Consider the following 19,346-nt stretch of genomic DNA (forward strand, 5'->3'; position numbering starts at 1 on the left):
CTCACTCCTCGACGAACCCCGAGAACGCCTGGCCGCGCCACGCGGCCAGGCGTTCCGCCTGCTCGGCCAGGCCGGCGGGCGGCTCCGCCCGCGACCACCCGCGGTAGGCGACGCCCAGCCGGCCGCCCTTCGAGCGGGGCCGCCACGACCCGACCAGCTCGCCGTCGGCGAGCACCGCTCCGGGGCGACCCAGGGTGCGCCACAGATCCTTGCGGGCCGCGTCGTCGGGCACCAGCAGGTCGCGGTCGCGGGCCTGGAGGAAGAGGTCGAACGGCCCGAGCAGCAGCACCCCCTCGTGGGCCGGAGGGTCGGCCAGCCCATCGACGTCGTCGGCCAGCACCTGCCGCACCTCCCCCTCGGTCTCTCCGTCGACCGCGACGTCGACCACGTCGTCGGGCCAGCGGGCCCGGACCTCCTTGACCGGGGCGTCGACGAAGTCCGCCACCAGCTTGGGGGTGGTGGGCCCGAGCAGGTGGAGGGCGGCGCGCACCGGGTCGAGGCGGTCGGCGAAGCGAGCTGCGGGGCCGCGCCAGCCCGGGATCCGGCGGAGCACCGGTGGCGACGTGCGGGGCTCGAGCTCGAGGCCGGCGCGCAGCGCGGCGAGCCGGAACGGCTGCTCGTAGGCGTGCACGGCGTCGCAGGCGCGGCAGTGGCGCAGATAGGGCTCCTCGAGGCGCCGGGTCAGCTCGGCGGAGAGCTCCCCCTTGGTGACCGGCTGGGCGGCGAGCTCGCGCATCACCTCGGCGAGGTGATCGAGGGCGTCGAGCACGCCGATGCCGGCCGCCTTGAGCGGTCGCGCCGCGTCGAAGATCCGCTTGGCGGCGTCGGCGTCGCTCCACGGCGACGTGGCGGCGGCCACCTGCGCGACCTCGGCGCGGCGGTAGAGGTGGGGCGCGCCGCGCAGCGTCCAGGCCAGCACCAGGTCGTCGGCGGGCACCTGCGCCCCGCGGAGCTCCAGCGCCCACCCGGCACCGTCGGGCCCGGTGTCCTGGACGCCGAGGTCGAGCACCGCGGCGTCGGTGTGGGCGCCGGTGCGCGCGAGCTCGTGGACGTGGATCCGGTGGCGCACCACGTCGCCCCGGCTGGTGGCTGCTCGTCCGGTCACGGGCCCATCGTCCCCGAAAGCACCGACACCTCGTCCTATGATCGGCGGGTGCCCTCGGAGAACACGCGCTGGCTGGACGCCGAGCAGCAGCGCTCGTGGCGGGCGCTGGTGCTGGGCTCGACGCTGCTCTTCGACCGCCTCGACGACGACCTGCGGCGCGAGTACGACCTCTCGCTCGTCGAGTACGAGATCCTGGTGCGCCTCTCCGAGCGCGACGGGCGGATGCGGATGGCCCAGCTGGCCGACGCCCTCGCCCACAGCCGCAGCCGGGTGACCCACACCATCACCCGGATGGAGAAGGCCGGGCTGGTCACCCGCACCAGCTCGCCCGACGACGGCCGCGGCATCGTCGCGGCGATGACCGACCGGGGCTACGCGCTGCTCCAGAACGTCGCGCCCACCCACGTCGAGGGCGTGCGCGAGTACCTCGTCGACCTCGCCGACGAGGCCGACTTCGCCGCGCTCGGGCGGGTGATGAACGCCGTCGCCGACCGCCTGATCGCCGCGCACCCCGAGATGGAGCTGCGCGACGATCGCGGGGACTGACCCCGCCCGGGCAGGTCGACGGCGTCAGTCGCGGGTGAGCCGCCGGTGGGTGACCCGGTGGGGACGAGCCGCCTCGACGCCGAGCCGCTCGACCTTGTTCTCCTCGTAGGAGGCGAAGTTCCCCTCGAACCAGAACCACTGGGCCGGGTTCTCGTCGGTGCCCTCCCACGCCAGGATGTGGGTGGCGATCCGGTCGAGGAACCACCGGTCGTGGGAGGTGACGACGGCGCAGCCCGGGAAGTCGAGGAGGGCGTCCTCCAGCGACGACAGGGTCTCGACGTCGAGGTCGTTGGTGGGCTCGTCGAGCAGCAGCAGGTTGCCGCCCATCTTGAGCGTGAGCGCCAGGTTGAGGCGGTTGCGCTCACCGCCCGACAGGACGCCGGCCTTCTTCTGCTGGTCGGGACCCTTGAAGCCGAACGACGCGACGTAGGCGCGCGAGTTCATCTCGAAGTTCGCGACCTTGATGAAGTCGAGGCCGTCGGAGACGACCTCCCACACGTTCTTGTTGGGGTCGATGCCGCCGCGGCTCTGGTCGACGTAGGAGAGCTTGACGGTCTGGCCCACGGTCAGCGAGCCGGCGTCGGGCTGCTCGGTGCCGGTGATCATCCGGAACAGCGTGGTCTTGCCGACGCCGTTGGGGCCGATGACGCCGACGATGCCGGCGCGCGGCAGCGAGAACGACAGGTCGTCGATGAGCGTGCGGCCCTCGAAGCCCTTGGTCAGCCCCTCGGCGGCGAGCACGACGTCACCGAGCCGCGGACCGGCGGGGATGTTGATCTCGGAGGTGTCGATCTTGCGGGCGCGGTCGGCCTCGGCCGCCATCTCCTCGTAGCGCGCCAGCCGGGACTTGCTCTTGGTCTGGCGGGCCTTGGCGTTGGAGCGGACCCACTCCAGCTCCTTCTCGAGCATCTTGGCGCGCTTGGCGTCCTTCTGCCCCTCGATCTTGAGCCGTTCCTTCTTGGTCTCGAGGTAGGTGGAGTAGTTGCCCTCGTAGGGGTGGGTCTTGCCGCGGTCGAGCTCGAGGATCCACTCGGCGACGTTGTCGAGGAAGTACCGGTCGTGGGTGATCGCCAGGACGGCGCCGGGGTAGGACTTGAGGTGACCCTCGAGCCACTGCACCGACTCGGCGTCGAGGTGGTTGGTGGGCTCGTCGAGCAGCAGCAGGTCGGGCTGCTGGAGCAGCAGCTTGCACAGCGCCACGCGGCGGCGTTCGCCACCGGAGAGCGTGTCGACGATCGCGTCCGGCGGCGGGCAGCGCAGCGCGTCCATGGCCTGGTCGAGGCGGCTGTCGAGGTCCCACACGTTGGCGGCATCGAGCTCGCTCTGCAGGTCGCCGGCCTCGGTCGCGACCTTGTCCTGGTCGGCGTCGGGGTCGCCCATCATCATGTACAGCTCGTCGAGCCGGGCCATCTTGGCCTTGGTCTCGGCGACGGCCTCCTCGACGTTCTCGAGGACCGTCTTGCCCTCCGTCAGCGGCGGCTCCTGCTGCAGCATCCCGACGGTCGCCTCGGGGTCGCGGATGGCGTCGCCGTTGTTGGCGTGCTCGAGCCCGGCCATGATCTTGAGCAGGGTCGACTTGCCCGTGCCGTTGGGTCCGACGACGCCGATCTTGGCGCCGTGGAGGAACGAGAGGGTGACGTTGTCGAGGACGACCTTGTCACCGTGGGCCTTGCGCACGTTGCGCAGCGTGAACACGTATTCCGCCATGCCCCGAGCCTAGTTGCGACAATGCCGTGAGACCTGATCGGGGGGTGGCCGCGTCATGAGAGGTGATGGTCGCCGACGGGGCGACCGCGACCCGACGGAGAACTCAGTGACCGACCCGCCCGACCGACCGAGCCGTCGTGGCTCTGACGCAGCGTCCTCGGAGGCAGAGTTCTCGGAGTTCGTGGTCGCGCGCTCACCCCAGCTGTACCGCAGCGCCTACCTCCTCGCCGGCACCAGGCACGGTGCCGAGGACCTCGTCCAGACCGCCCTCGCCCGGGCCTACGCCGCCTGGTGGCGGGTGCGGGCGGCCGACGACCCCGTGGCCTACGTGCACGGGGTGCTGCTCAAGGGCTTCCTGTCCGAGCGCCGGCGGCGCAGCAGCACCGAGCTGCCGGTGGCGACGACCCCCGACACCCAGCACCCCGACGCCGCGCACCACGACCCCGACCCCGCCGACCGCGCCGCACTCCTCGCCGCCCTCGCCGAGCTCGCCCCGGTGGACCGGGCCGTGGTGGTGCTCCGCTTCTGGGAGGACCGCAGCGTCGCCCAGACCGCCCGCGACCTCGACCTCACCGAGGCCGCCGTCAAGAACCGCAGCCTGCGGGCCCTGCGCACCCTGCGCGGCCTGCTCGCCGAACCCAGCCACCCCCGGAACGGGAGCCCACGATGACCGACCCGATGCTCGCCGACGACGACCGCGACCTGCGCCTCCTGATGGAGGCCTCGCTGCGCGACGTCCACGTCCCCACCGACCGCCTCGAGCGGGTCGCCCGGCTGCGCGGCCGCACCCTGCGCCGCCGACGCCGGGTCGGCTCGGCCCTGGGTGGCCTCGCGGCCGCGGCCGCGGTCGTCGCCGTGGTCGGGTCGGGACAGGGCGGCACCGCGTCGGTCGACGGCGGCGTCGCCACCGAGCCGTCGGCCGCCGCCCCCTCCCCCGGCCGCGGCGCGGGGACGGAGCAGCCGCCGGGGATCTGGGACATGCCGGTGCGCGAGATGGAGCGTCGGGCGCAGCCGCTGCTGCCGCCGGGGGTCACCCTGTCCGAGGTGCAGCGGCGCAACCTCGACCACGCCCCCGGGGAGAGCGACCGGGTGGTCGGCGTGCTGCGCGGCGTGCTCACCCGCGAAGGCCGACCCGGCCGGGGCGCCCTCGAGGTGATGCTGGTGCCGACCCCCACCCGGACGGCCGCCGCCCCCGACGCGGGACCCTCGAGCATTCCCACGCCCGGCACGGCCACGCCGTCCCGCGCTGCGGGTGGCGAGCCCGATGGAGAGCCCGGTGGAGAGCCCGGTGGAGAGCCCGGTGGAGAGCCCGGTCGGGTGCGTGGCGCCGACGACGGCGTTCCGTACGTCGCCGGTTTGATCGGCTGCCCCCCGGGCAACCTCGACCCCGCCGCAGGCGCCACGGTGGTCGACTGCACCGAGCTGAGCGACGAGGCCGGCACCCACGTGGGGCGGGTGCTCACGACCCGGACGGGGTCGATCACCCAGGTCGAGTCCTACGTGCTCACCGACGACGGCGCCGGGCTGGTCTACGTGGCCACCGCCAGCACGACCGACGCCAAGTGGTCGGCGTCCTCGACGCCGTCGGCCGACCGTGCGCTGCTCGACGCGGCGGAGGTGGCAGCGCTGGCGCGATCGGCCAGCTGGGCGAGCTGGACCCCAGCGACCGAGCAGGACTGAGCGGCGCTTCAGGCCGCCGTCACCTCCTCCCGGGCGTCGGCCGAGGTCTCGGACGTCACCGACGGCGCGGGGCTCTCGACGGGGCGCGCGGTCTTGGTGAACCGCGACACCCCGCGGTTGAGGTCGTGGCCGACCGACCACGCCTCGACCTCGAGCACCGAGACCTCGACGCCGGCCTTGTCGACGAAGGTGCGGGCGCTCATCTTGCCGTGCACGACGACCGGATCGCCGCGGCGCAGCGAGTCGGCGCAGTGCTCGGCGAGCTGGCGCCAAGCGTTGACCCGGTACCACTGGGTGTCGGCATCGCCCCACGACTCGGTGCGGCGGCTGTAGCGCCGCGGGGTGCAGCCGACCCGGAAGCTGGCGACCGTCGTCTCGCCCACGCTCCGGACGTCGACGTCGCTGCCCAGCCAGCCCTGGAGGGTCACGAGCGTCTCGTTCATGTCAGGTCTCCTCTCGTCGCGCACGGGTCCGTGCAGGACGAGCCTGCGCCGCCGGGCCGACAGCACCCGGCCGCGGCCGACGCGGCTGTGGAGCACCCGCTCCGGGCGTGCGGGTGTGGACGCGAGGTGGCCCGGCGCGGTCGGGTCGGCGTCGGGTCGGCGTCGGGCCGGCGTCGGGTCGGCGTCCGGCCGGCGTCGGGGCGGCGTCCGGCCGGCGTCAGGTCGGCATCAGGGCGGACGGAGCCGCGGCGCTACTTCGCCGCCGCGACGAGGGCGTTGCGGACCGCGCGGTAGGCCGCCAGCTCGGCCTCCACCGGGGCCACGACCAGCTCCTGGGAGACCTCGTGGACGGCGGCCCGCAGCCGCCGGTCGGCCGACGCCGCCCGCCGGCGGGCGCTCAGGCCCACCAGCACCCGGCAGAGCAGCGCCAGCAGGATGCCGAGCACCACCCCGCCGACCAGCATCAGGACGGGCAGGTCGATGCCGGCCACGTCGGGCACCACCGGGTCGCCGAGCGAGCCCGAGAGCGCCAGGGCGACGGTCCAGCCGCCGCCGGCGAGTGCGGCCAGGATCAGCGCCCACTGCAGCACGCGCACGACGCCGGCCCAGGCCGGGATGCGGGCGACCCCGAGGTCGGTGTCGCCGAGGGCGCGGTCGAGGCGGTCGCCGAGGTCGTCGAGGCGCGAGGTCGAGGCCCGCCGCACGGCATCGGCCCACGGCGCGGACATTCCCTCCGACACGTCGTCGGCCAGTGCCCGCACCTCGGTGTCGACGCGGGCGCGCTGGACGGCGGTGGCCTCGGGCACCGAGGTGCGCGCCCGCGAGGCCAGCACCCGCCCGTCGTCGCCGAGGTCGAGGTGGAGCCGCTTGAGGGGGTCGGGGCGCAGCCGGCCCAACCACGAGACCAGCGGCCACCCGGTGGCCCGACCGGCCCGCTGGCGGGTGGAGCGCTCGACCGCGGCGACCACGGTCGGCACGCCGGCCGACTCCGCGAGGGCATCGTCCATCGCCGCCACCCGCGCGGTCGACAGCGACCGGGGCTTGCCGGTGCCGGAGACCTCGCCGAGCCGGGCGGCGACGTCGCGCAGGTCGGCGTCGAGCCGCTGGCGGGTGGCTTTCTTCTCCGCGACCCGGCGGGCGATCTCGGCCTTGAGCGCCGCGATACCGTCGCCCTGCCGGGCGCTCACCGCGACGACCGGGACGCGGGTGAGCCCGTCCTGGTCGAGCAGCCGGCGCACGTCGTCGAGCATCGACTGGCGGCGGTCCTCGGGCACGGTGTCGATGTGGTTGAGCACGACCAGCATCACGCCCTCGTGGCTCTTCAGCGGCGCGAGGTAGCGGTCGTGGATCGCGGCGTCGGCGTACTTCTGCGGGTCGAGCACCCAGACCAGCAGGTCGGCGAGACTGACCAGCCGGTCGACCTCGAGGTGGTGGGCGACCTCGGTGGAGTCGTGGTCGGGCAGGTCGAGCAGCACGACGCCGTCGAGCTCGTTGCCCTCGCGGCGGGTGTCGAGCATCGAGTCGCGGGTGGTCTGGTGGCGCGGCGGGATGCCCAGCCAGTCGAGCAGCTCAGCCGCCCCCTCGCTGCCCCACACGCAGGCGGTCGCCCACGACGTGGTCGGCCGGCGTACGCCGACCGCGGAGAGCTCGAGCCCGGTGAGCGCGTTGAACGTCGACGACTTGCCCGACCCGGTCGCGCCGGCGATGGCGACCACGGTGTGGTCGGCGGAGAGGCGCAGCCGGCCGGCGGCCCGGGCGACGGCCTCCTCGGCGTCGTCGAGCACGGCGTCGTCGAGGCGGCCCCGGGCCGCACGCGTCGCGGCCTCGAGCGCCTGGATCCGCACGCCGAGGTCCGAGCTCCGGGTCACCAGCTTCCTGGCGCCCTCGAGCAGCGACGTCATGTGTTCTTTTCTCCCTGCAGGGTCAGTCGTCGGTGACTGGGTTGCGTGGACAGCCTAGTGGCCGGCCACGTCCCGGGTGGGCGAGTTGACCGCATACCTCGCGTTCTCCACCAGCCGCGACGCCTGGCGCAGTCCCTCGGCCGCGCCGGGGTCGAGGGCGAGGTCGTCGACGAGGCGGGTATAGCGCACCCGCTCCTCCTCCAGCAGCACCGTCACGCGCGCCGAGAGGGCCGAGCGGGCCCGCTCTGCGAGGCTGCGCACGGCCTGGTCTCCGAAGACCGCCTCGAGCAGCTTCTGGCCGAGCACCGCCGAGCCGCCGGCGATGCCGACCTCGGCACCGGTGAGGCCGGCGGAGTAGGAGAAGACCACGACCATCAGCGCGACGCCGAGGCCGTTGACGCCGAAGGCGAGGAACCGGGCGGTCGAGCGCTTGTCGGCGCCCTGCACCCGCACCATCTCCAGCACGTCGCGCTGCCAGTCGCGCACCGAGCGCTCGGCGCGGCGGCGCAGGTCGCGCGAGGCCCGGCCCAGGTCGTCGCCCCCGGCGGCCAGCAGGGCCCGACCGGCGCCGGTCTCCTGCCAGGCCGTGCGGGCGCGCTCGGCGGCGGCCTCGGCGTGCTCGAGGATCAGCATCTCCAGGCCCGACTCGACCGCGACGCTGACCCGCTCGACCTGCTGGGGCTTGCCCTTGACCGCCCCGACCAGCCGGTCTCGGATCCGGCCGACCCGCGACTCCAGGCCGCGCAGCAGCTCGCCGGTGCCGACGAACTCCTGCCAGCGGGCCAGCACCTCGCCCCGCAGCAGGGTGCCGTCGGCGGTGGCGTCGATGATGGCGGAGACGGCCTCGTCGTAGACGCGGGTGGCCTCCGTGGCGAGACGCTCGGCGGCGGCGACCTGCTCGTCGGCGGCGTCGGCCACCGGGTAGGTGCGCCGGGTGATCGTGCGGATCGCGCCGTCCAGGGTCTGGGTCACGACCGCCTGCCGGGCGACGGCGTCGGCCGCGAGCGACTCCAGCCAGCCGCGGATCTCGGCGACGTGGTCGGCCGGGAGCAGCCCGTCGTCGGAGACGTGCCCCTCGTGCACCACGAACAGTGGCGAGTCCTTGAGGCCCCGGCTGGCGAGCATCCGGGCGAGGTGGCTGGCGACGGTGTGGACGGCGTCGTCGGCGGTGCGGTCGAGCACGATGGCCACCGCGGCGGAGCGGTCGGCGGCCTGGCGCAGGAAGTCCCACGGCACCTGGTCGGCGTAGCGGGCCGCGGAGGTGACGAAGAGCCAGAGGTCGGCGGCGGCGAGGAGCTGGGCGGCGAGGGTGCGGTTGCGCTCCTCGACCGAGTCGACGTCGGGGGCGTCGAGGATCGCCAGGCCCTGCGGCACAGACTCGGCCGGCACCAGCTGGAGGGCGCCGGGGTCGTCGGTGGCGTGCGACACCCGCACCAGGTCCGGGAGCAGCCGGTCCTGGCCGAACCAGTGGCCGTCGTCGGGGTGGTGGACCAGCACCGGCGAGCGGGTGGTCGGCCGGAGCAGCCCGGGCTGGGTCACCCGGTGGCCCACCAGCGAGTTGACCAGCGTGGACTTGCCGGCGCCCGTGGAGCCGCCCACCACGGCCAGGAGCGGCGCGTCGAGGGTCATCACCCGCGGGATGGCGTAGTCCTCGAGCTGGTCGACCATCTCCTGCCGGGCGGTGCGGCTCGCCTCGACCTCGGGCACCTCGAGCGGAAGCGCCACCTCGCGCAGCGCCTGGCGCAGGCGCACCAGCGAGGTGAGCATCTGGGTGTCGCCGTACGGCGTGGAGGCCGCGGCGGGCTCGTCGGCGCTCATCGGGTGGGCACGACCTGTCCCGGGAACGCGATCGAGGGACGGACCGCGCCGATCCGGGCGACGTAGGACTGGCCGCGGGCCGCGAAGTCGGCCGGCGGGGTGCCGCGCAGGTAGCGGTGGTGGAGGAACCCGAGCTCGATCGCGGCCTGCTGGTAGTCGCGCATCGCCTGCTCGGCGGCCGCGCCCCCGGTGGCGCGGGCGTGCTTGCGGGCCGCCCGCCGGGCCCGCAGGTCGACCACCCAGCCGATGTCGGTGCCGGGGATCAGTCCCCGCGCGGCGGCGTCGCCCAGCGCGGCGGTGAGCATGGTGCGCTCGCGGTTGCGCGCCCAGATGCCGAGCGCGAAGAAACCCACCAGCGCGGGCAGCATCAGCACGGCGTAGACGGCGGCGAAGCTGCCGAGGCCGAACAGCGTGGAGCCGTTCCAGAGGGCGTGGGTCATGACGGCGAGGAGGTACCCCACGAGGGGAGCCACCAGCCGCTTGCCGCGCGACGAGGACATCACGGCGATGCCGACGCCGAGGCCGGTGAACGCCGTGAAGAGGGGGTGGGCGAACGGGCTGAACAGGCAGCGGACGACGAAGGTGGCGGTCAGCGCGGTGGTGCCGCCCGGGCCGGTTCCGTCGGTGCCGTTGTAGGCGGCGGCGAGGTAGAGGATGTTCTCGGTGAAGGCGAAGCCGATGCCCACCATGCCGGCGTAGACCAGGCCGTCGAGGATGCCGTCGAGCTCGGCCCGGCGCCACCACAGGAGCAGCAGCAGGAACAGGCCCTTGGTGGCCTCCTCGCTGACCGGGGCGACGACGGCCAGGCTGGCCTCCTCCGACACGCCGGCGAACACGCCGCCGATGCCCTGCACGACGACGGCGGAGAAGGTGGCGACGAACGCGCCCCAGAGCAGGCCCATCAGCAGCAGCCGCCGCGGCTCGGGCTCGTAGCGGTCGAGCCACAGGTAGCAGAGCACCAGCGGCACCACCGGCACCGCCGCCAGCACGGTGGCCACCAGCAGCGTGCCGGGGGCTCCCGAGAACGCCAGGATGGCCAGCATCGGCAGGGCGGTGAGCGCCACCAGCACGCAGACCAGGATGGTGAACACGCGGCTGTCGCGGGGGCGCGGCACAGCGGTCGCGGGGGCCGGGACCGGCGCTGCTCCTGACATGGTCAGCAGGGTATCGGTGGCGGCCCCGAGAGCCGCGACGGCGGGTGGGGGCCGGGGCTCGCGGGGCGTCCGCGGACCGACGTACAGTCGAGGCGTGACCGAGCAGACCCCCACCCCGGCCTCGTCGAACCCCACGACCCGCGAGCCTCGCACCGAGTCGCACGACCCGACGGTGCCGGAGGCGTGGTCGGCGTTCATGCGCCAGGGCTGGGGCGACCGCGAGCTCGACCTCCCGCCCCACCCGGTCAGCCCCCACGCCGCGGCCCGCCGCCGACGGCTGGCCGAGCTGTTCCCCGGCGAGCGGCTGGTGCTGCCGGCCGGCGGCTACAAGGTGCGGGCCTACGACACCGACTACCCCTTCCGCCCCGACACCGCCCACACCTACTTCTCGGGCAACCAGACCAGCGACGCCGTGCTCGTCATCGAGGACGGCGAGGCGGTGCTCTACGCCCGGCCGCGCTCGTCGCGCGAGACCGACGAGTTCTTCCGCGACCGCCAGTACGGCGAGCTGTGGGCCGGTCGGCGTCCCTCGGCCCACGAGCTCTCCTCGTCGCTCGGCCTGACCGTCCGCCACGTCGACGAGCTGCCGTCGGCGTTGGCGCGCTCGGGCAAGACCCGGGTGCTGCGCGGCGTGTCCGACACCGTCGACGGGCTGGTCGCCGGCGACACCTCGCTCGACGGCGACTTCGCGCGCGTCGTCTCCGAGATGCGGCTGGTGAAGGACGACTGGGAGCTCGCCCAGCTCCAGGAGGCCTGCGACATCACCGCGCTGGGCTTCGAGGACTCGGTGCGCGAGTGGGCGCAGGTGCGCACCCACGGCGAGCGCTGGATCGAGGGCACCTTCTTCCGCCGCGCCCGCGCGATGGGCAACGACATCGGCTACAGCTCGATCGTCGGCAGCGGCAAGCACGCCACCACGCTGCACTGGATCGACAACGACGGCCCGGTGCGGCCCGGCGAGCTGATCCTGCTCGACATGGGCGTGGAGAACCACAACCTCTACACCGCCGACGTCACCCGCACCCTCCCGGTCGACGGCACCTTCACGAGCCTCCAGCGCGACCTCTACGACCTGGTGCACTCCGCCCAGCAGGCGGGCCTCGACGCCGTCCGCCCCGGCGTGCCGTTCACCGCGACCCACGAAGCAGCCATGCACGTGCTCGCCCACGGCCTCGACGCCATGGGCCTGCTGCCGGTGCCGGCCGCGGAGGCGCTCGACCCCGAGAGCAAGGTCTACTCCCGCTGGACCCTGCACGGCACGAGCCACATGCTCGGCATGGACGTCCACGACTGCGGCCAGGCCTCCCCCGAGGCCTACAACAAGGGCACCCTCGCCGAGGGCATGGTCCTCACCGTCGAGCCCGGCCTCTACTTCCAGGAGGACGACCTGCTCGTCCCGGAGGAGCTCCGTGGCATCGGCATCCGGATCGAGGACGACGTCGTCGTCACCGCCGACGGGCACCGCAACCTCTCGGCCTCGCTGCCCCGCGCGTCGTCCGACGTCGAGGCGTGGATGGCCGAGCACCTCGGCTGAGGCGTCGCTGGTCCAGGGCGACGGCCGGCTGGCTGCGGGGCGGCGGTGAGCAGGCCTCCGTTCACGCACCCAGGACGGCGGCTCACTCACCGCCACCCCGCTCCAGCCCCCGCGCCCAGTCGCCCGCGCCGCCGTACGACGCTCAGCCGGCGCAGCCACCCACGCCGTTGAGGTCGCCGTCGCGCAGCACCGGAGCGGAGGAGTCGGCGCCGGAGCGGAAGGCGTAGGCGGAGCAGTAGTAGAAGCTGAGGTTGCTGTCACGGTCGAGCGTCACCGGCGCCCACACCCCGCGACCACGCGGCTCGAGGTAGCGCAGCGTCTCCCCCAGCAGCTGCGAGTCGTCGCCGGTGTGCTTGAGGTAGCGGTCGAGCCACGCCTGCACGTAGACGCTGGTCATCGCCTGGCCCCAGCGGCTCGCGGGCAGCACGTAGGGGATGTCGGTGTACTCCAGGTGCGTCGACGCCCGCGGCACCACCAGCATCGCGTCGACGCCGGCGTCCGCCCAGTCGTCGAAGCCGGTCGCTCGCTCGCGGGTCGGCACCGGCTCGCCGGGCAGCGGCACCAGCGACGAGCCGCCCGACAGCGCGGCCGGCGCGACGGTGAAGCCGTACTCCGACTGCACCGCCAGCGCCGGCACCACCGGACGGGTCGGCCCGCCGTTGATCGGCAGGCTGTCGTCGGACGGGCCCTGGAGCTTGTCGAGCGCCACCACGGCGGCGACCCGCTCGTCGGTGCCCTGCACCGACGAGACCGCCGCGGCGCCCATCGAGTGACCGACGATCGCGATCCGGCTGGTGCGCCCGGGCGTCGCCGGCGTGGGGTCGGGCGTGCGGTCGAGCAGGTCGAGGTAGGGGTTGGCCCCGGACACGAAGAAGTCGAGGGAGTCCTCGGCGCCGGTGGTGAAGTTCGCCAGCTGCTGGAACGGCACCCCGGGGCACCGGAGCTGGTTGCCGTCGACCGGCGCCGCCATGAAGTTGCAGTACGGCGCCGCGGTGCCCTTGAGGTGGGGGAAGGTCTCGCTGGTGCCCTGCCCCTGCACGTCGTAGGTCATCACGACGTAGCCGCGCTCGGCGAGGTCCTGCGCCAGCCACACGTACATGCCCTCCGAGCCCTGCACCGAGCCCGGCGTGATCACCACCCCCGGGAACGGCCCGGTCAGCGGCGCCCCGGTGTAGGGATCGTGCGCGCCCGGCAGCGGCGCTTAGACGGTGCCGCGCAGCAGCGCGCCGTAGCGGTTGAGGAACGACACCGTGGTCGAGCGACCGCGGGTGCCGTTCCAGCCGGCCCGCAGCGGGTTGCCGACGTTCCACCCCGGCACCAGCTGCCCGGCGGTCAGCACCAGCCGGGTCGGGTTGGCGGCCTGCGCCAGCAGCTGGGTGGCGCTGAGCAGCGTGGCCTCCTTGACCAGCGCCGGCAGGTACGCCGGGTTGGCGAGCTGGCCGCCCGGCCCCGTGATCCGGGCGTAGGCGTCGCCGATGTTGCGCAGGTCGCGCAGCAGGTACGGCACGCTGCCGGGTGGCGGCTGCTCCACCGCCTGCACCGACGGGGTCGAGATCAGGACGGTCGTGGCGGCCAGCGCCGCGCCGAGCCGGAGGAGTGACGGTCGTCGCATGCGGGCTCAACGAGCGATGCCCGCCCTGGGCACGCCGCACCACCCGCGGCGTCGGCCGACGGCCGCCGGTGCGACACAATGGCCGTCCTGCCTCCGTAGCTCAGCTGGACAGAGCAGCGGCCTTCTAATCCGCCGGTCACAGGTTCGAATCCTGTCGGGGGCGCTGGCCTTGACCTGCCGCGCGTAGGGCAAGGATGGGGCGACCTCCTCCAGCGGGTCGCTTCTCAAGGAGGGGCCCACCTCGAGACCGAGTGCTCGGTTGTCGGTGGGCGCCACTATCCAGGCTGGTCGACGCCCCTGGGAGCACCACGGTGCCGGTCAGCATCGCCGGGGCGAGCGTCACCAGCAGCCGCCCTTCGTGGTCCGGCACGGGGTCTCGCACGGAGGTCTCGACCCTTGGCTGCTCCACGAGCTCGTCGGCAACCAGCGCTCCGAGCCGCCTGGGCATGGCCCGTGGGACGCGGGGTAGCGAATGAGCATGGTCGAGGTGCCTGTCTGGCTGCAAGCCGGTGGTTGGGGGTTGGTCGCAGGCAGCGCCCTCGTCCTCGGGGCCCTGGTGGCCTGGTTCGTCCGCGTGCCTCAACCGGTGGTCGCCGGCGTCATGGCCTTCGGCGCTGGGGTTCTCATCTCCGCGCTCGCGTTCGACCTGGTCGACGAGGCGGAACGCTCCGGGGGTCTGGGCGCGACCACCGCCGGGTTTCTCGCGGGCTCGGTCGCCTACGTCGGCGCCAACGTGGCGCTGGCCCGCCGTGGCGCCCGGCACCGGAAGAGATCCCAGGACCAGCAGCACTCCGAGGACGAGCAGTCGGGAAGCGGCGCCGCGATCGCCGTGGGTGCACTGCTCGACGGCGTGCCGGAGTCCGTCGTACTCGGTCTCACCCTCGTCGGTGGCGGCGGCGTCGGAGTGCCGGTGCTTGCTGCCATCTTCATCTCGAACTTTCCCGAGGGGCTCTCGTCGGCAGCGGGGATGAAACGCAAAGGCCGGAGCGCCGGCTACGTCTTCGGCGTCTGGACGGGCATCGCCGCCGCCAGTGGCCTGGCCGGAGCCGCGGGCGCGCTCGTGCTGCAGGGCGCCTCGCCGGCGACGGTGGCGGTGATCACCGCCGTGGCTGCGGGGGCCATCTTGGCCATGGTGGCGGACACGATGATCCCGGAAGCCTTCGAGGACACCCACCTCTACGCCGGGCTGCTGGCCACGATCGGATTCATCGTGGCCTTCGCCATCGAACGGCTCTGATCCACGGGGAGCCGACTACCTCCGTTTCGTAGGCTTCAACGTCATGAGGCTGACCCGCAGCGTGGTGGTCTTCGACGCCGCCGAGCTACACGCCGAGAGCACGTTCTGGGCAGGGATGCTCGATGGCCACGTGTTCGAGGACGACACCTTCCACAGCGTGATCGACGCGACTGGCGAATGGCGCATCGGCGTGCAGCTGGCCCCCGACCACGTCCCTCCCCGGTGGCCAGACGGGACTCCCCAACAGGTCCACATCGACCTGCACGCCGAGGATCCAGGACAAGCGCACGAACAGGCCATCCGGCTGGGAGCCACCGTGCTCCGGACCGGCGACATCAACGCCGCCGAGGGGCACCACGTCTACGCAGACCCGGCGGGGCACCCGTTCTGCATCGGCTGGGGGCACCCCTCACGCGAGGCTCTCGCCGACTTCGTGCGCAACCACCTGCTCCCCGACGACGTCCGCCCCGACACCGTCGACCCCGGCGGGGACCTGGGCCGCTAGTCGGCACGTAGCGCCTGGGCGACCGCGGTAGGAGGTCAGCACCGCCGAGGCGCGGACACGATCTAGCGCAGCTGGACGACGGCCGCGTCGTCGGTCTTCTCCTTGACGTCGTGGGTCTCGAGGTAGATGCCGGCGGCGACGAGCGCGAGTCCGACGAGCATGAGGACGAAGCCGGGGCGGTAGCGCTTGTCGAGCTTCTCCATCAAGGAGGCCAGCTGTTCAAGCACCTTGCCGATATCGACGGCTGCGCCGACGGCGTCGTCGTCAGGCTTCGACGTGGGGAGTAGGAACACGACCGCGCCGAGGGCTACCAGGGCGAGGCCGGCGATGATGAGGACTGTTGACATGCCCGGAGTGTCCGCCCGAGACAGGTCTGAACCCATAGCCCCAAGTGACTAGGCGACCCCACCCTCTACGGCTAGCTGGGGAGGGGGCGGGTCGTCCTCGGAACCCCGTGGTGTGGGAGACGACCCGCACCCTCCTCGAAGTGGAGCATGGCGTTTGTCCGAACGCCGTACCCGGTCGAGGAACGATGGAACCGGCGGATCGTGACGCGAAACCACCCGCACTTCACGTGCTGTTCAGCGAGCCTCGTCGGGAGGACCCAGGGTCAAGACCCTGGGGGCGACCCACCCACAAGACCCCCGATAGGGGCGGATGGCAGCCGCGACATTGGCGAGCTGGGCCTGCGCCGTCTGCGGCGCCGCGTGCATCAACGTCGGTCTGCACCCGCGGTTGCACGACGACCTCGAGCAGCTGCGAGGTCGCGCCGGCCGACACGGAGGTCCGCGCCTGGTGGGGGCTAGCCCCCGTCGAGGAAGCGCACCACGCCGATGGCGAGTCCGATCGCGGCGCTGACCGCGAGGGTCCGGAGCACGCTCCACCGCAGCCCGAAGATCAGTGCGAACCCCAGCGCCGCCATGCCGAGCGCGTCCCAGCGCACGGAGCCCAGGTCGGGCAGCTCGAGGCCGAGCGGCCCGGCGGAGAACGTCGAGGTGTCCGCGAACAGCGTGTGGAGGGCGAAGTAGAGCGCCAGGTTGGCGATCACGCCGACAACGGCGGCGGTGATGCCGGTCAGCGCGGTCGCCAGCGACCTGTTGCCGCGGAGCCGCTCGACGTAGGGCGCGCCGAGCAGGATGAAGAGGAAGCACGGCACGAAGGTGACCCACGTGGTGAGCAGGCCCGCGAGGATCGCCGCCACCCAGGGGTCCAGCGAGCCCGGGTCGCGGTAGGCGCCGACGAAGGCGACGAACTGCACGACCATGATCAGCGGCCCCGGGGTGGACTCGGCGAGGGCCAGACCGCGCACCATCTCCCCCGGTGCGAGCCACCCGTAGACCGAGACGGCCTGCTGGGCGACGTAGGCCAGCACGGCGTAGGCGCCGCCGAAGGTGACCACCGCGGCACCGGAGAAGAACAGCCCCTGGTCGACCATGATGCTGTCGCGCCCCACCAGCAGCGCGGCGACGACGACGGGTGCGGCCCACAGCACCAGCCCCGTCACCAGCGTCAGCACCGCGCGACGTCCCGACGGCCGCTCGGTGTGCAGGGCGTCGTCGGGGATCAACGGCGCCGGGCCGTCCTGGGCCGGGGCCGGCCTCGTCGTCCCCAGCGAGGGCAGGCGGCGTCCGAGCAGCCACCCCACCAGCGCGGCCGCGAGGACGACGGCGGGGAAGGGCACCGAGAGCACCGTCAGGGCCAGGAAGGCCAGCCCCGCCATCACGACCAGCGCCGGGTGCCCGAGCCCCTTGCCGCCGACACGGATGACGGCCTGGACGACGATGGCCAGCACCGCGGGGCCGAGCCCGAGGAACAGTCCCTCGAGGATCGTGGTGTCGCCGTAGGCGACGTACAGCCCCGACAACGCCATCAGCGCGACGACTCCCGGCAGCACGAAGAGGGTGCCGGCGATCAGCGCACCGCGCAGGCCGTTGAGCAGCCACCCGACGTACGTGGCGAGCTGCTGCGCCTCGGGGCCGGGCAGGAGCGTGCAGTAGGAGAGCGCGAACAGGAAGCGCTGCTGGCCGATCCAGCGCTTCTCCTCGACCAGGGTGCGCTGCATCACCGCGATCTGCCCGGCCGGGCCGCCGAAGGTCTGCAGCGAGATCAAGAACCACGCCCAGGCGGCCATGCGCAGCGGGACGAGGTCGTCTCCCGAGGCTCGCTGCCGGTCCACGTCGCTCACTCGTCCCCGTCTGCTCGGTGGGTCGTCCGCGTCCTCGCCGGGACGGCGGTCCGATTGTGCCGCCGGCGCCACCGGGTGCCCGCGGCGGACCACGAACCGGACGCGGGTGCGCGTCAACGGCGACCGCGGCCGGGGCGTCCTACGTTGGTGACCACCCGAGTGCGACGTACGACGACCGTCCTGCTGAGTGCGATCGCCGCCCTCCCGCTCCTCGCGGGCTGCGGCACCGACGACCGCGCCAGCCCCGCCCGCCCCGCCAGCCCTGCCAGCCCGGACGGCCCCGCCAGCCCCGAGGGCCCCCTTGCGCCGCGCCCCACGACCGCTGCGACGGCGTCGGCGTGGGGCACCGAGCGCCAGACGTCGTCGCCGCACGGCGGGTCGGAGCTGGTGCTCGTCGACGTCCGCGTCACGCAGGTCGCGGACGTCGACCGGATCGTGCTGCAGTTCCGCGGCACGGCCACCCCCGGCTGGGTCGTCGGCTACGTCGACGAGGCGGTGGTCGACGGCAGCGGCGAGGTCGTCGACCTCGGCGGAGCGATGGTGCTCGACGTCTACGCCTCGGGCACCACCTGGCCCGCGCCGGACCACGACCGCGGCCCGCGCCGGCTCACCCCCCACCACGGCGGTGTCGTCACCGCCGTCCACGTCGCCGGCACGTTCGAGGGCACCACCCAGGTGCTCGCCGGGATCGACGGCGGACGGGTGCCGTTCCGCGTGCGGGCGCTCACCTCGCCGTCGCGCCTGGTGGTGGAGGTGGCGAAGCGGGACGGCTGATCCGGCCCGATGCGCCGAGTTGGCTCGTCCCGTCCGTCCCGACGCTCAGCCGCGCCGCCGTCGGCAACCGAGCGAGGTCGCCAGGTACGCCACCGCGGCGACCACGGCGCCCACCGAGGCGACCAGCGGCAGGTCCTCCGGGTCCACGCGCACCGGGGGTCGGACGAGGGTGCACCCCTCGTGCACGGGCCCAGCGAGATCCTCCGGGTAGCTGGCAAGTCGCCAGCAGGAGACGGGATCCATCAACAGCCAGGCGCTCGCCGCCGCGGCGGTCACACCACCCACGACGGCCCACGCCAGCACCAGACCGATGCGCTGGTTCACGGTGGGCGAGTCGCGCCGGCCCCTGCCCACGCCGCCACCTGCGTGGAGCCGCCAGGTCAGGGCCAGCGCCGCTCCGACGTACAGGACGACGGCAGCGGTCACCGTGGCCACGGCCTGGGTGAGCGTCCGTCGTGCGTCGGCGACGCACTCGAGGGCGAACGCGTCGTTGCCTCCCACCCAGTCGCCGCGCCAGAGGTCGTGGAGCGCACCGCAGTAGTGGTTGCCGTCGGCGACGATCTGTACCGTCCAGAGCTGCATCGACGCGAGCAGGCAGACCGTCGCGAGGGCGAAGCCGGTCAGGCCGACGGCCAGCAGGCCTCGTGAGCGCCGCGTACGAGGGTGCGCCGTCTCCACTCGGTCATGCACTCCGGCGTGCGCCACGGGCGTACTGTACGCCGCCACGGCCGCTCGCAGCCGTGCGCCGCGGCCTCACTCGGGCGACGACTCGCGCGCGGCCCGCCGTTCGTGCAACCGCTCCTGGGCCTGGGGCAGGTAGGCCAGGCAGGGCGCCTCGGCGCCCCGGTGCTTCTCGTGCAGGTGGAGGACCCAACGGTCCATGGCCGCGAGGTAGGTGTTGTCCTCGCCGGCGCGGTGGGTCGACCAGGCCCGGTCGCCGCGGGAGGTGCACTCGGTGCAGCTGACCCGGTAGACGAACTGCTGGTCCGAGCCGGTGTCGACCTTGACCCGGGCCAGCGGCCCGGCGTCGGCCGCGGCCTTGCGCTCGCGGGCGGAGCGGCTCGCCACCATGTCTGTCTCCCTGTCGTCGGACGCCGGACTGTACCCGCACGCGGCGGCGCCCGGCGGCTCGCGGAGTGCTCCGC

19 protein-coding genes and 1 tRNA gene are annotated in these 19,346 nt (G+C 73.7%); 8 read left to right on the forward strand and 12 right to left on the reverse strand.

Annotated features, from left to right (window positions below; genetic code table 11):
- Nucleotide 1: 1 nt before the first annotated feature.
- Complete coding sequence (locus JT721_RS19150) at nucleotides 2-1,105, reverse strand: DNA glycosylase AlkZ-like family protein (protein ID WP_205475017.1); 1,104 nt, start codon at nucleotides 1,103-1,105, stop codon at nucleotides 2-4.
- Between the two features lie 48 nt (nucleotides 1,106-1,153).
- Between JT721_RS19150 and JT721_RS19155 the strand changes: the two genes are divergently transcribed.
- On the forward strand, nucleotides 1,154-1,651 hold the full coding sequence (locus JT721_RS19155; RefSeq protein ID WP_205475019.1) for a MarR family winged helix-turn-helix transcriptional regulator: 498 nt from the start codon (nucleotides 1,154-1,156) through the stop codon (nucleotides 1,649-1,651).
- 24 nt (nucleotides 1,652-1,675) lie between these two features.
- Here JT721_RS19155 and ettA read toward each other — a convergent pair whose 3' ends face one another.
- On the reverse strand, nucleotides 1,676-3,358 hold the full coding sequence (ettA, locus tag JT721_RS19160) for an energy-dependent translational throttle protein EttA (RefSeq protein ID WP_205475021.1): 1,683 nt from the start codon (nucleotides 3,356-3,358) through the stop codon (nucleotides 1,676-1,678).
- Between the two features lie 106 nt (nucleotides 3,359-3,464).
- Here ettA and JT721_RS19165 point away from each other — a divergent pair, with 106 nt between their 5' ends.
- Both JT721_RS19165 and JT721_RS19170 read left to right on the forward strand, forming a co-directional pair.
- Nucleotides 3,465-4,028: a SigE family RNA polymerase sigma factor gene (locus JT721_RS19165; protein ID WP_307828149.1), complete on the forward strand. Its 564-nt coding sequence runs from the start codon at nucleotides 3,465-3,467 to the stop codon at nucleotides 4,026-4,028.
- On the forward strand, nucleotides 4,025-5,038 hold the full coding sequence (locus tag JT721_RS19170) for a hypothetical protein (RefSeq protein ID WP_205475025.1): 1,014 nt from the start codon (nucleotides 4,025-4,027) through the stop codon (nucleotides 5,036-5,038). The genes JT721_RS19165 and JT721_RS19170 overlap by 4 nt, the downstream gene beginning before the upstream one ends.
- 8 nt (nucleotides 5,039-5,046) lie before the next feature.
- Here the strand turns inward: JT721_RS19170 and JT721_RS19175 are convergent, their stop codons facing one another.
- The 4 genes from JT721_RS19175 to JT721_RS19190 all read right to left on the reverse strand — a co-directional run bounded on the left by JT721_RS19175 (nucleotide 5,047) and on the right by JT721_RS19190 (nucleotide 10,354).
- A complete protein-coding gene (locus JT721_RS19175; RefSeq protein ID WP_205475026.1) occupies nucleotides 5,047-5,481 on the reverse strand; it encodes a single-stranded DNA-binding protein in 435 nt (144 codons plus the stop codon).
- A 251-nt stretch (nucleotides 5,482-5,732) separates the two neighbouring features.
- Complete coding sequence (locus JT721_RS19180; RefSeq protein ID WP_205475028.1) at nucleotides 5,733-7,382, reverse strand: GTPase; 1,650 nt, start codon at nucleotides 7,380-7,382, stop codon at nucleotides 5,733-5,735.
- A 54-nt stretch (nucleotides 7,383-7,436) separates the two neighbouring features.
- Nucleotides 7,437-9,200: a dynamin family protein gene (locus JT721_RS19185; RefSeq protein WP_240341096.1), complete on the reverse strand. Its 1,764-nt coding sequence runs from the start codon at nucleotides 9,198-9,200 to the stop codon at nucleotides 7,437-7,439.
- Nucleotides 9,197-10,354 carry a PrsW family intramembrane metalloprotease gene (locus JT721_RS19190; RefSeq protein WP_205475030.1) on the reverse strand — a complete coding sequence of 386 codons (1,158 nt, stop codon included), beginning with the start codon at nucleotides 10,352-10,354 and terminating at the stop codon, nucleotides 9,197-9,199. The genes JT721_RS19185 and JT721_RS19190 overlap by 4 nt, the downstream gene beginning before the upstream one ends.
- A gap of 94 nt (nucleotides 10,355-10,448) precedes the next feature.
- Between JT721_RS19190 and JT721_RS19195 the strand changes: the two genes are divergently transcribed.
- Nucleotides 10,449-11,888: an aminopeptidase P family protein gene (locus JT721_RS19195; RefSeq protein WP_307828150.1), complete on the forward strand. Its 1,440-nt coding sequence runs from the start codon at nucleotides 10,449-10,451 to the stop codon at nucleotides 11,886-11,888.
- Between the two features lie 142 nt (nucleotides 11,889-12,030).
- On the opposite strand, the gene JT721_RS19200 is transcribed toward JT721_RS19195, so the two are convergent.
- Together JT721_RS19200 and JT721_RS21130 are read right to left on the reverse strand one after the other, a co-directional pair.
- Nucleotides 12,031-13,026: an alpha/beta fold hydrolase gene (locus tag JT721_RS19200; protein WP_307828151.1), complete on the reverse strand. Its 996-nt coding sequence runs from the start codon at nucleotides 13,024-13,026 to the stop codon at nucleotides 12,031-12,033.
- A 63-nt stretch (nucleotides 13,027-13,089) separates the two neighbouring features.
- The gene (locus tag JT721_RS21130) at nucleotides 13,090-13,500 is read right to left on the reverse strand and encodes a hypothetical protein (protein WP_240341097.1); all 411 of its coding nucleotides are present in this window, start codon (nucleotides 13,498-13,500) and stop codon (nucleotides 13,090-13,092) included.
- 89 nt (nucleotides 13,501-13,589) lie between these two features.
- Between JT721_RS21130 and JT721_RS19205 the strand changes: the two genes are divergently transcribed.
- The 3 genes from JT721_RS19205 to JT721_RS19215 all read left to right on the forward strand — a co-directional run bounded on the left by JT721_RS19205 (nucleotide 13,590) and on the right by JT721_RS19215 (nucleotide 15,242).
- Nucleotides 13,590-13,663: transfer RNA gene (locus JT721_RS19205), tRNA-Arg, on the forward strand.
- Nucleotides 13,664-13,978: 315 nt separating this feature from the next.
- Nucleotides 13,979-14,737, forward strand: a complete 759-nt coding sequence (locus JT721_RS19210; protein WP_240341098.1) for a ZIP family metal transporter — start codon at nucleotides 13,979-13,981, stop codon at nucleotides 14,735-14,737.
- 43 nt (nucleotides 14,738-14,780) lie between these two features.
- Nucleotides 14,781-15,242, forward strand: a complete 462-nt coding sequence (locus tag JT721_RS19215; RefSeq protein WP_205475034.1) for a VOC family protein — start codon at nucleotides 14,781-14,783, stop codon at nucleotides 15,240-15,242.
- A gap of 62 nt (nucleotides 15,243-15,304) precedes the next feature.
- On the opposite strand, the gene JT721_RS19220 is transcribed toward JT721_RS19215, so the two are convergent.
- Nucleotides 15,305-15,589, reverse strand: a complete 285-nt coding sequence (locus JT721_RS19220; RefSeq protein ID WP_205475036.1) for a hypothetical protein — start codon at nucleotides 15,587-15,589, stop codon at nucleotides 15,305-15,307.
- A gap of 455 nt (nucleotides 15,590-16,044) precedes the next feature.
- The gene (gene chrA / locus JT721_RS19225; protein ID WP_307828152.1) at nucleotides 16,045-17,418 is read right to left on the reverse strand and encodes a chromate efflux transporter; all 1,374 of its coding nucleotides are present in this window, start codon (nucleotides 17,416-17,418) and stop codon (nucleotides 16,045-16,047) included.
- Nucleotides 17,419-17,574: 156 nt separating this feature from the next.
- On the opposite strand from chrA, the gene JT721_RS19230 reads away from it, so the two are divergent.
- Nucleotides 17,575-18,201, forward strand: coding sequence for a hypothetical protein (locus JT721_RS19230; RefSeq protein ID WP_205475038.1), 627 nt, complete (start codon nucleotides 17,575-17,577; stop codon nucleotides 18,199-18,201).
- Between the two features lie 45 nt (nucleotides 18,202-18,246).
- On the opposite strand, the gene JT721_RS19235 is transcribed toward JT721_RS19230, so the two are convergent.
- Together JT721_RS19235 and JT721_RS19240 are read right to left on the reverse strand one after the other, a co-directional pair.
- Entirely contained in the window at nucleotides 18,247-18,879 is a 633-nt protein-coding gene (locus JT721_RS19235) for a hypothetical protein (RefSeq protein ID WP_205475039.1), read from the reverse strand.
- 75 nt (nucleotides 18,880-18,954) lie between these two features.
- Nucleotides 18,955-19,272, reverse strand: coding sequence for a hypothetical protein (locus JT721_RS19240; protein WP_205475040.1), 318 nt, complete (start codon nucleotides 19,270-19,272; stop codon nucleotides 18,955-18,957).
- Nucleotides 19,273-19,346: the final 74 nt, after the last annotated feature.

Source organism: Nocardioides sp. SYSU D00038 (genome assembly GCF_016924665.1).
Lineage (GTDB): Bacteria > Actinomycetota > Actinomycetes > Propionibacteriales > Nocardioidaceae > Nocardioides.

Bases quoted from the DNA above. Each gene is read 5' to 3' on its own strand.
- JT721_RS19175 (WP_205475026.1), bottom strand. From the start codon at position 5,481: ATGAACGAGACGCTCGTGACCCTCCAGGGCTGGCTGGGCAGCGACGTC.
- JT721_RS21130 (WP_240341097.1), bottom strand. From the start codon at position 13,500: ATGCGACGACCGTCACTCCTCCGGCTCGGCGCGGCGCTGGCCGCCACG.
- JT721_RS19210 (WP_240341098.1), top strand. From the start codon at position 13,979: ATGGTCGAGGTGCCTGTCTGGCTGCAAGCCGGTGGTTGGGGGTTGGTC.
- JT721_RS19190 (WP_205475030.1), bottom strand. From the start codon at position 10,354: ATGTCAGGAGCAGCGCCGGTCCCGGCCCCCGCGACCGCTGTGCCGCGC.
- JT721_RS19180 (WP_205475028.1), bottom strand. From the start codon at position 7,382: ATGACGTCGCTGCTCGAGGGCGCCAGGAAGCTGGTGACCCGGAGCTCG.
- JT721_RS19185 (WP_240341096.1), bottom strand. From the start codon at position 9,200: ATGAGCGCCGACGAGCCCGCCGCGGCCTCCACGCCGTACGGCGACACC.
- ettA (WP_205475021.1), bottom strand. From the start codon at position 3,358: ATGGCGGAATACGTGTTCACGCTGCGCAACGTGCGCAAGGCCCACGGT.
- JT721_RS19220 (WP_205475036.1), bottom strand. From the start codon at position 15,589: ATGTCAACAGTCCTCATCATCGCCGGCCTCGCCCTGGTAGCCCTCGGC.
- JT721_RS19170 (WP_205475025.1), top strand. From the start codon at position 4,025: ATGACCGACCCGATGCTCGCCGACGACGACCGCGACCTGCGCCTCCTG.
- JT721_RS19240 (WP_205475040.1), bottom strand. From the start codon at position 19,272: ATGGTGGCGAGCCGCTCCGCCCGCGAGCGCAAGGCCGCGGCCGACGCC.
- JT721_RS19215 (WP_205475034.1), top strand. From the start codon at position 14,781: ATGAGGCTGACCCGCAGCGTGGTGGTCTTCGACGCCGCCGAGCTACAC.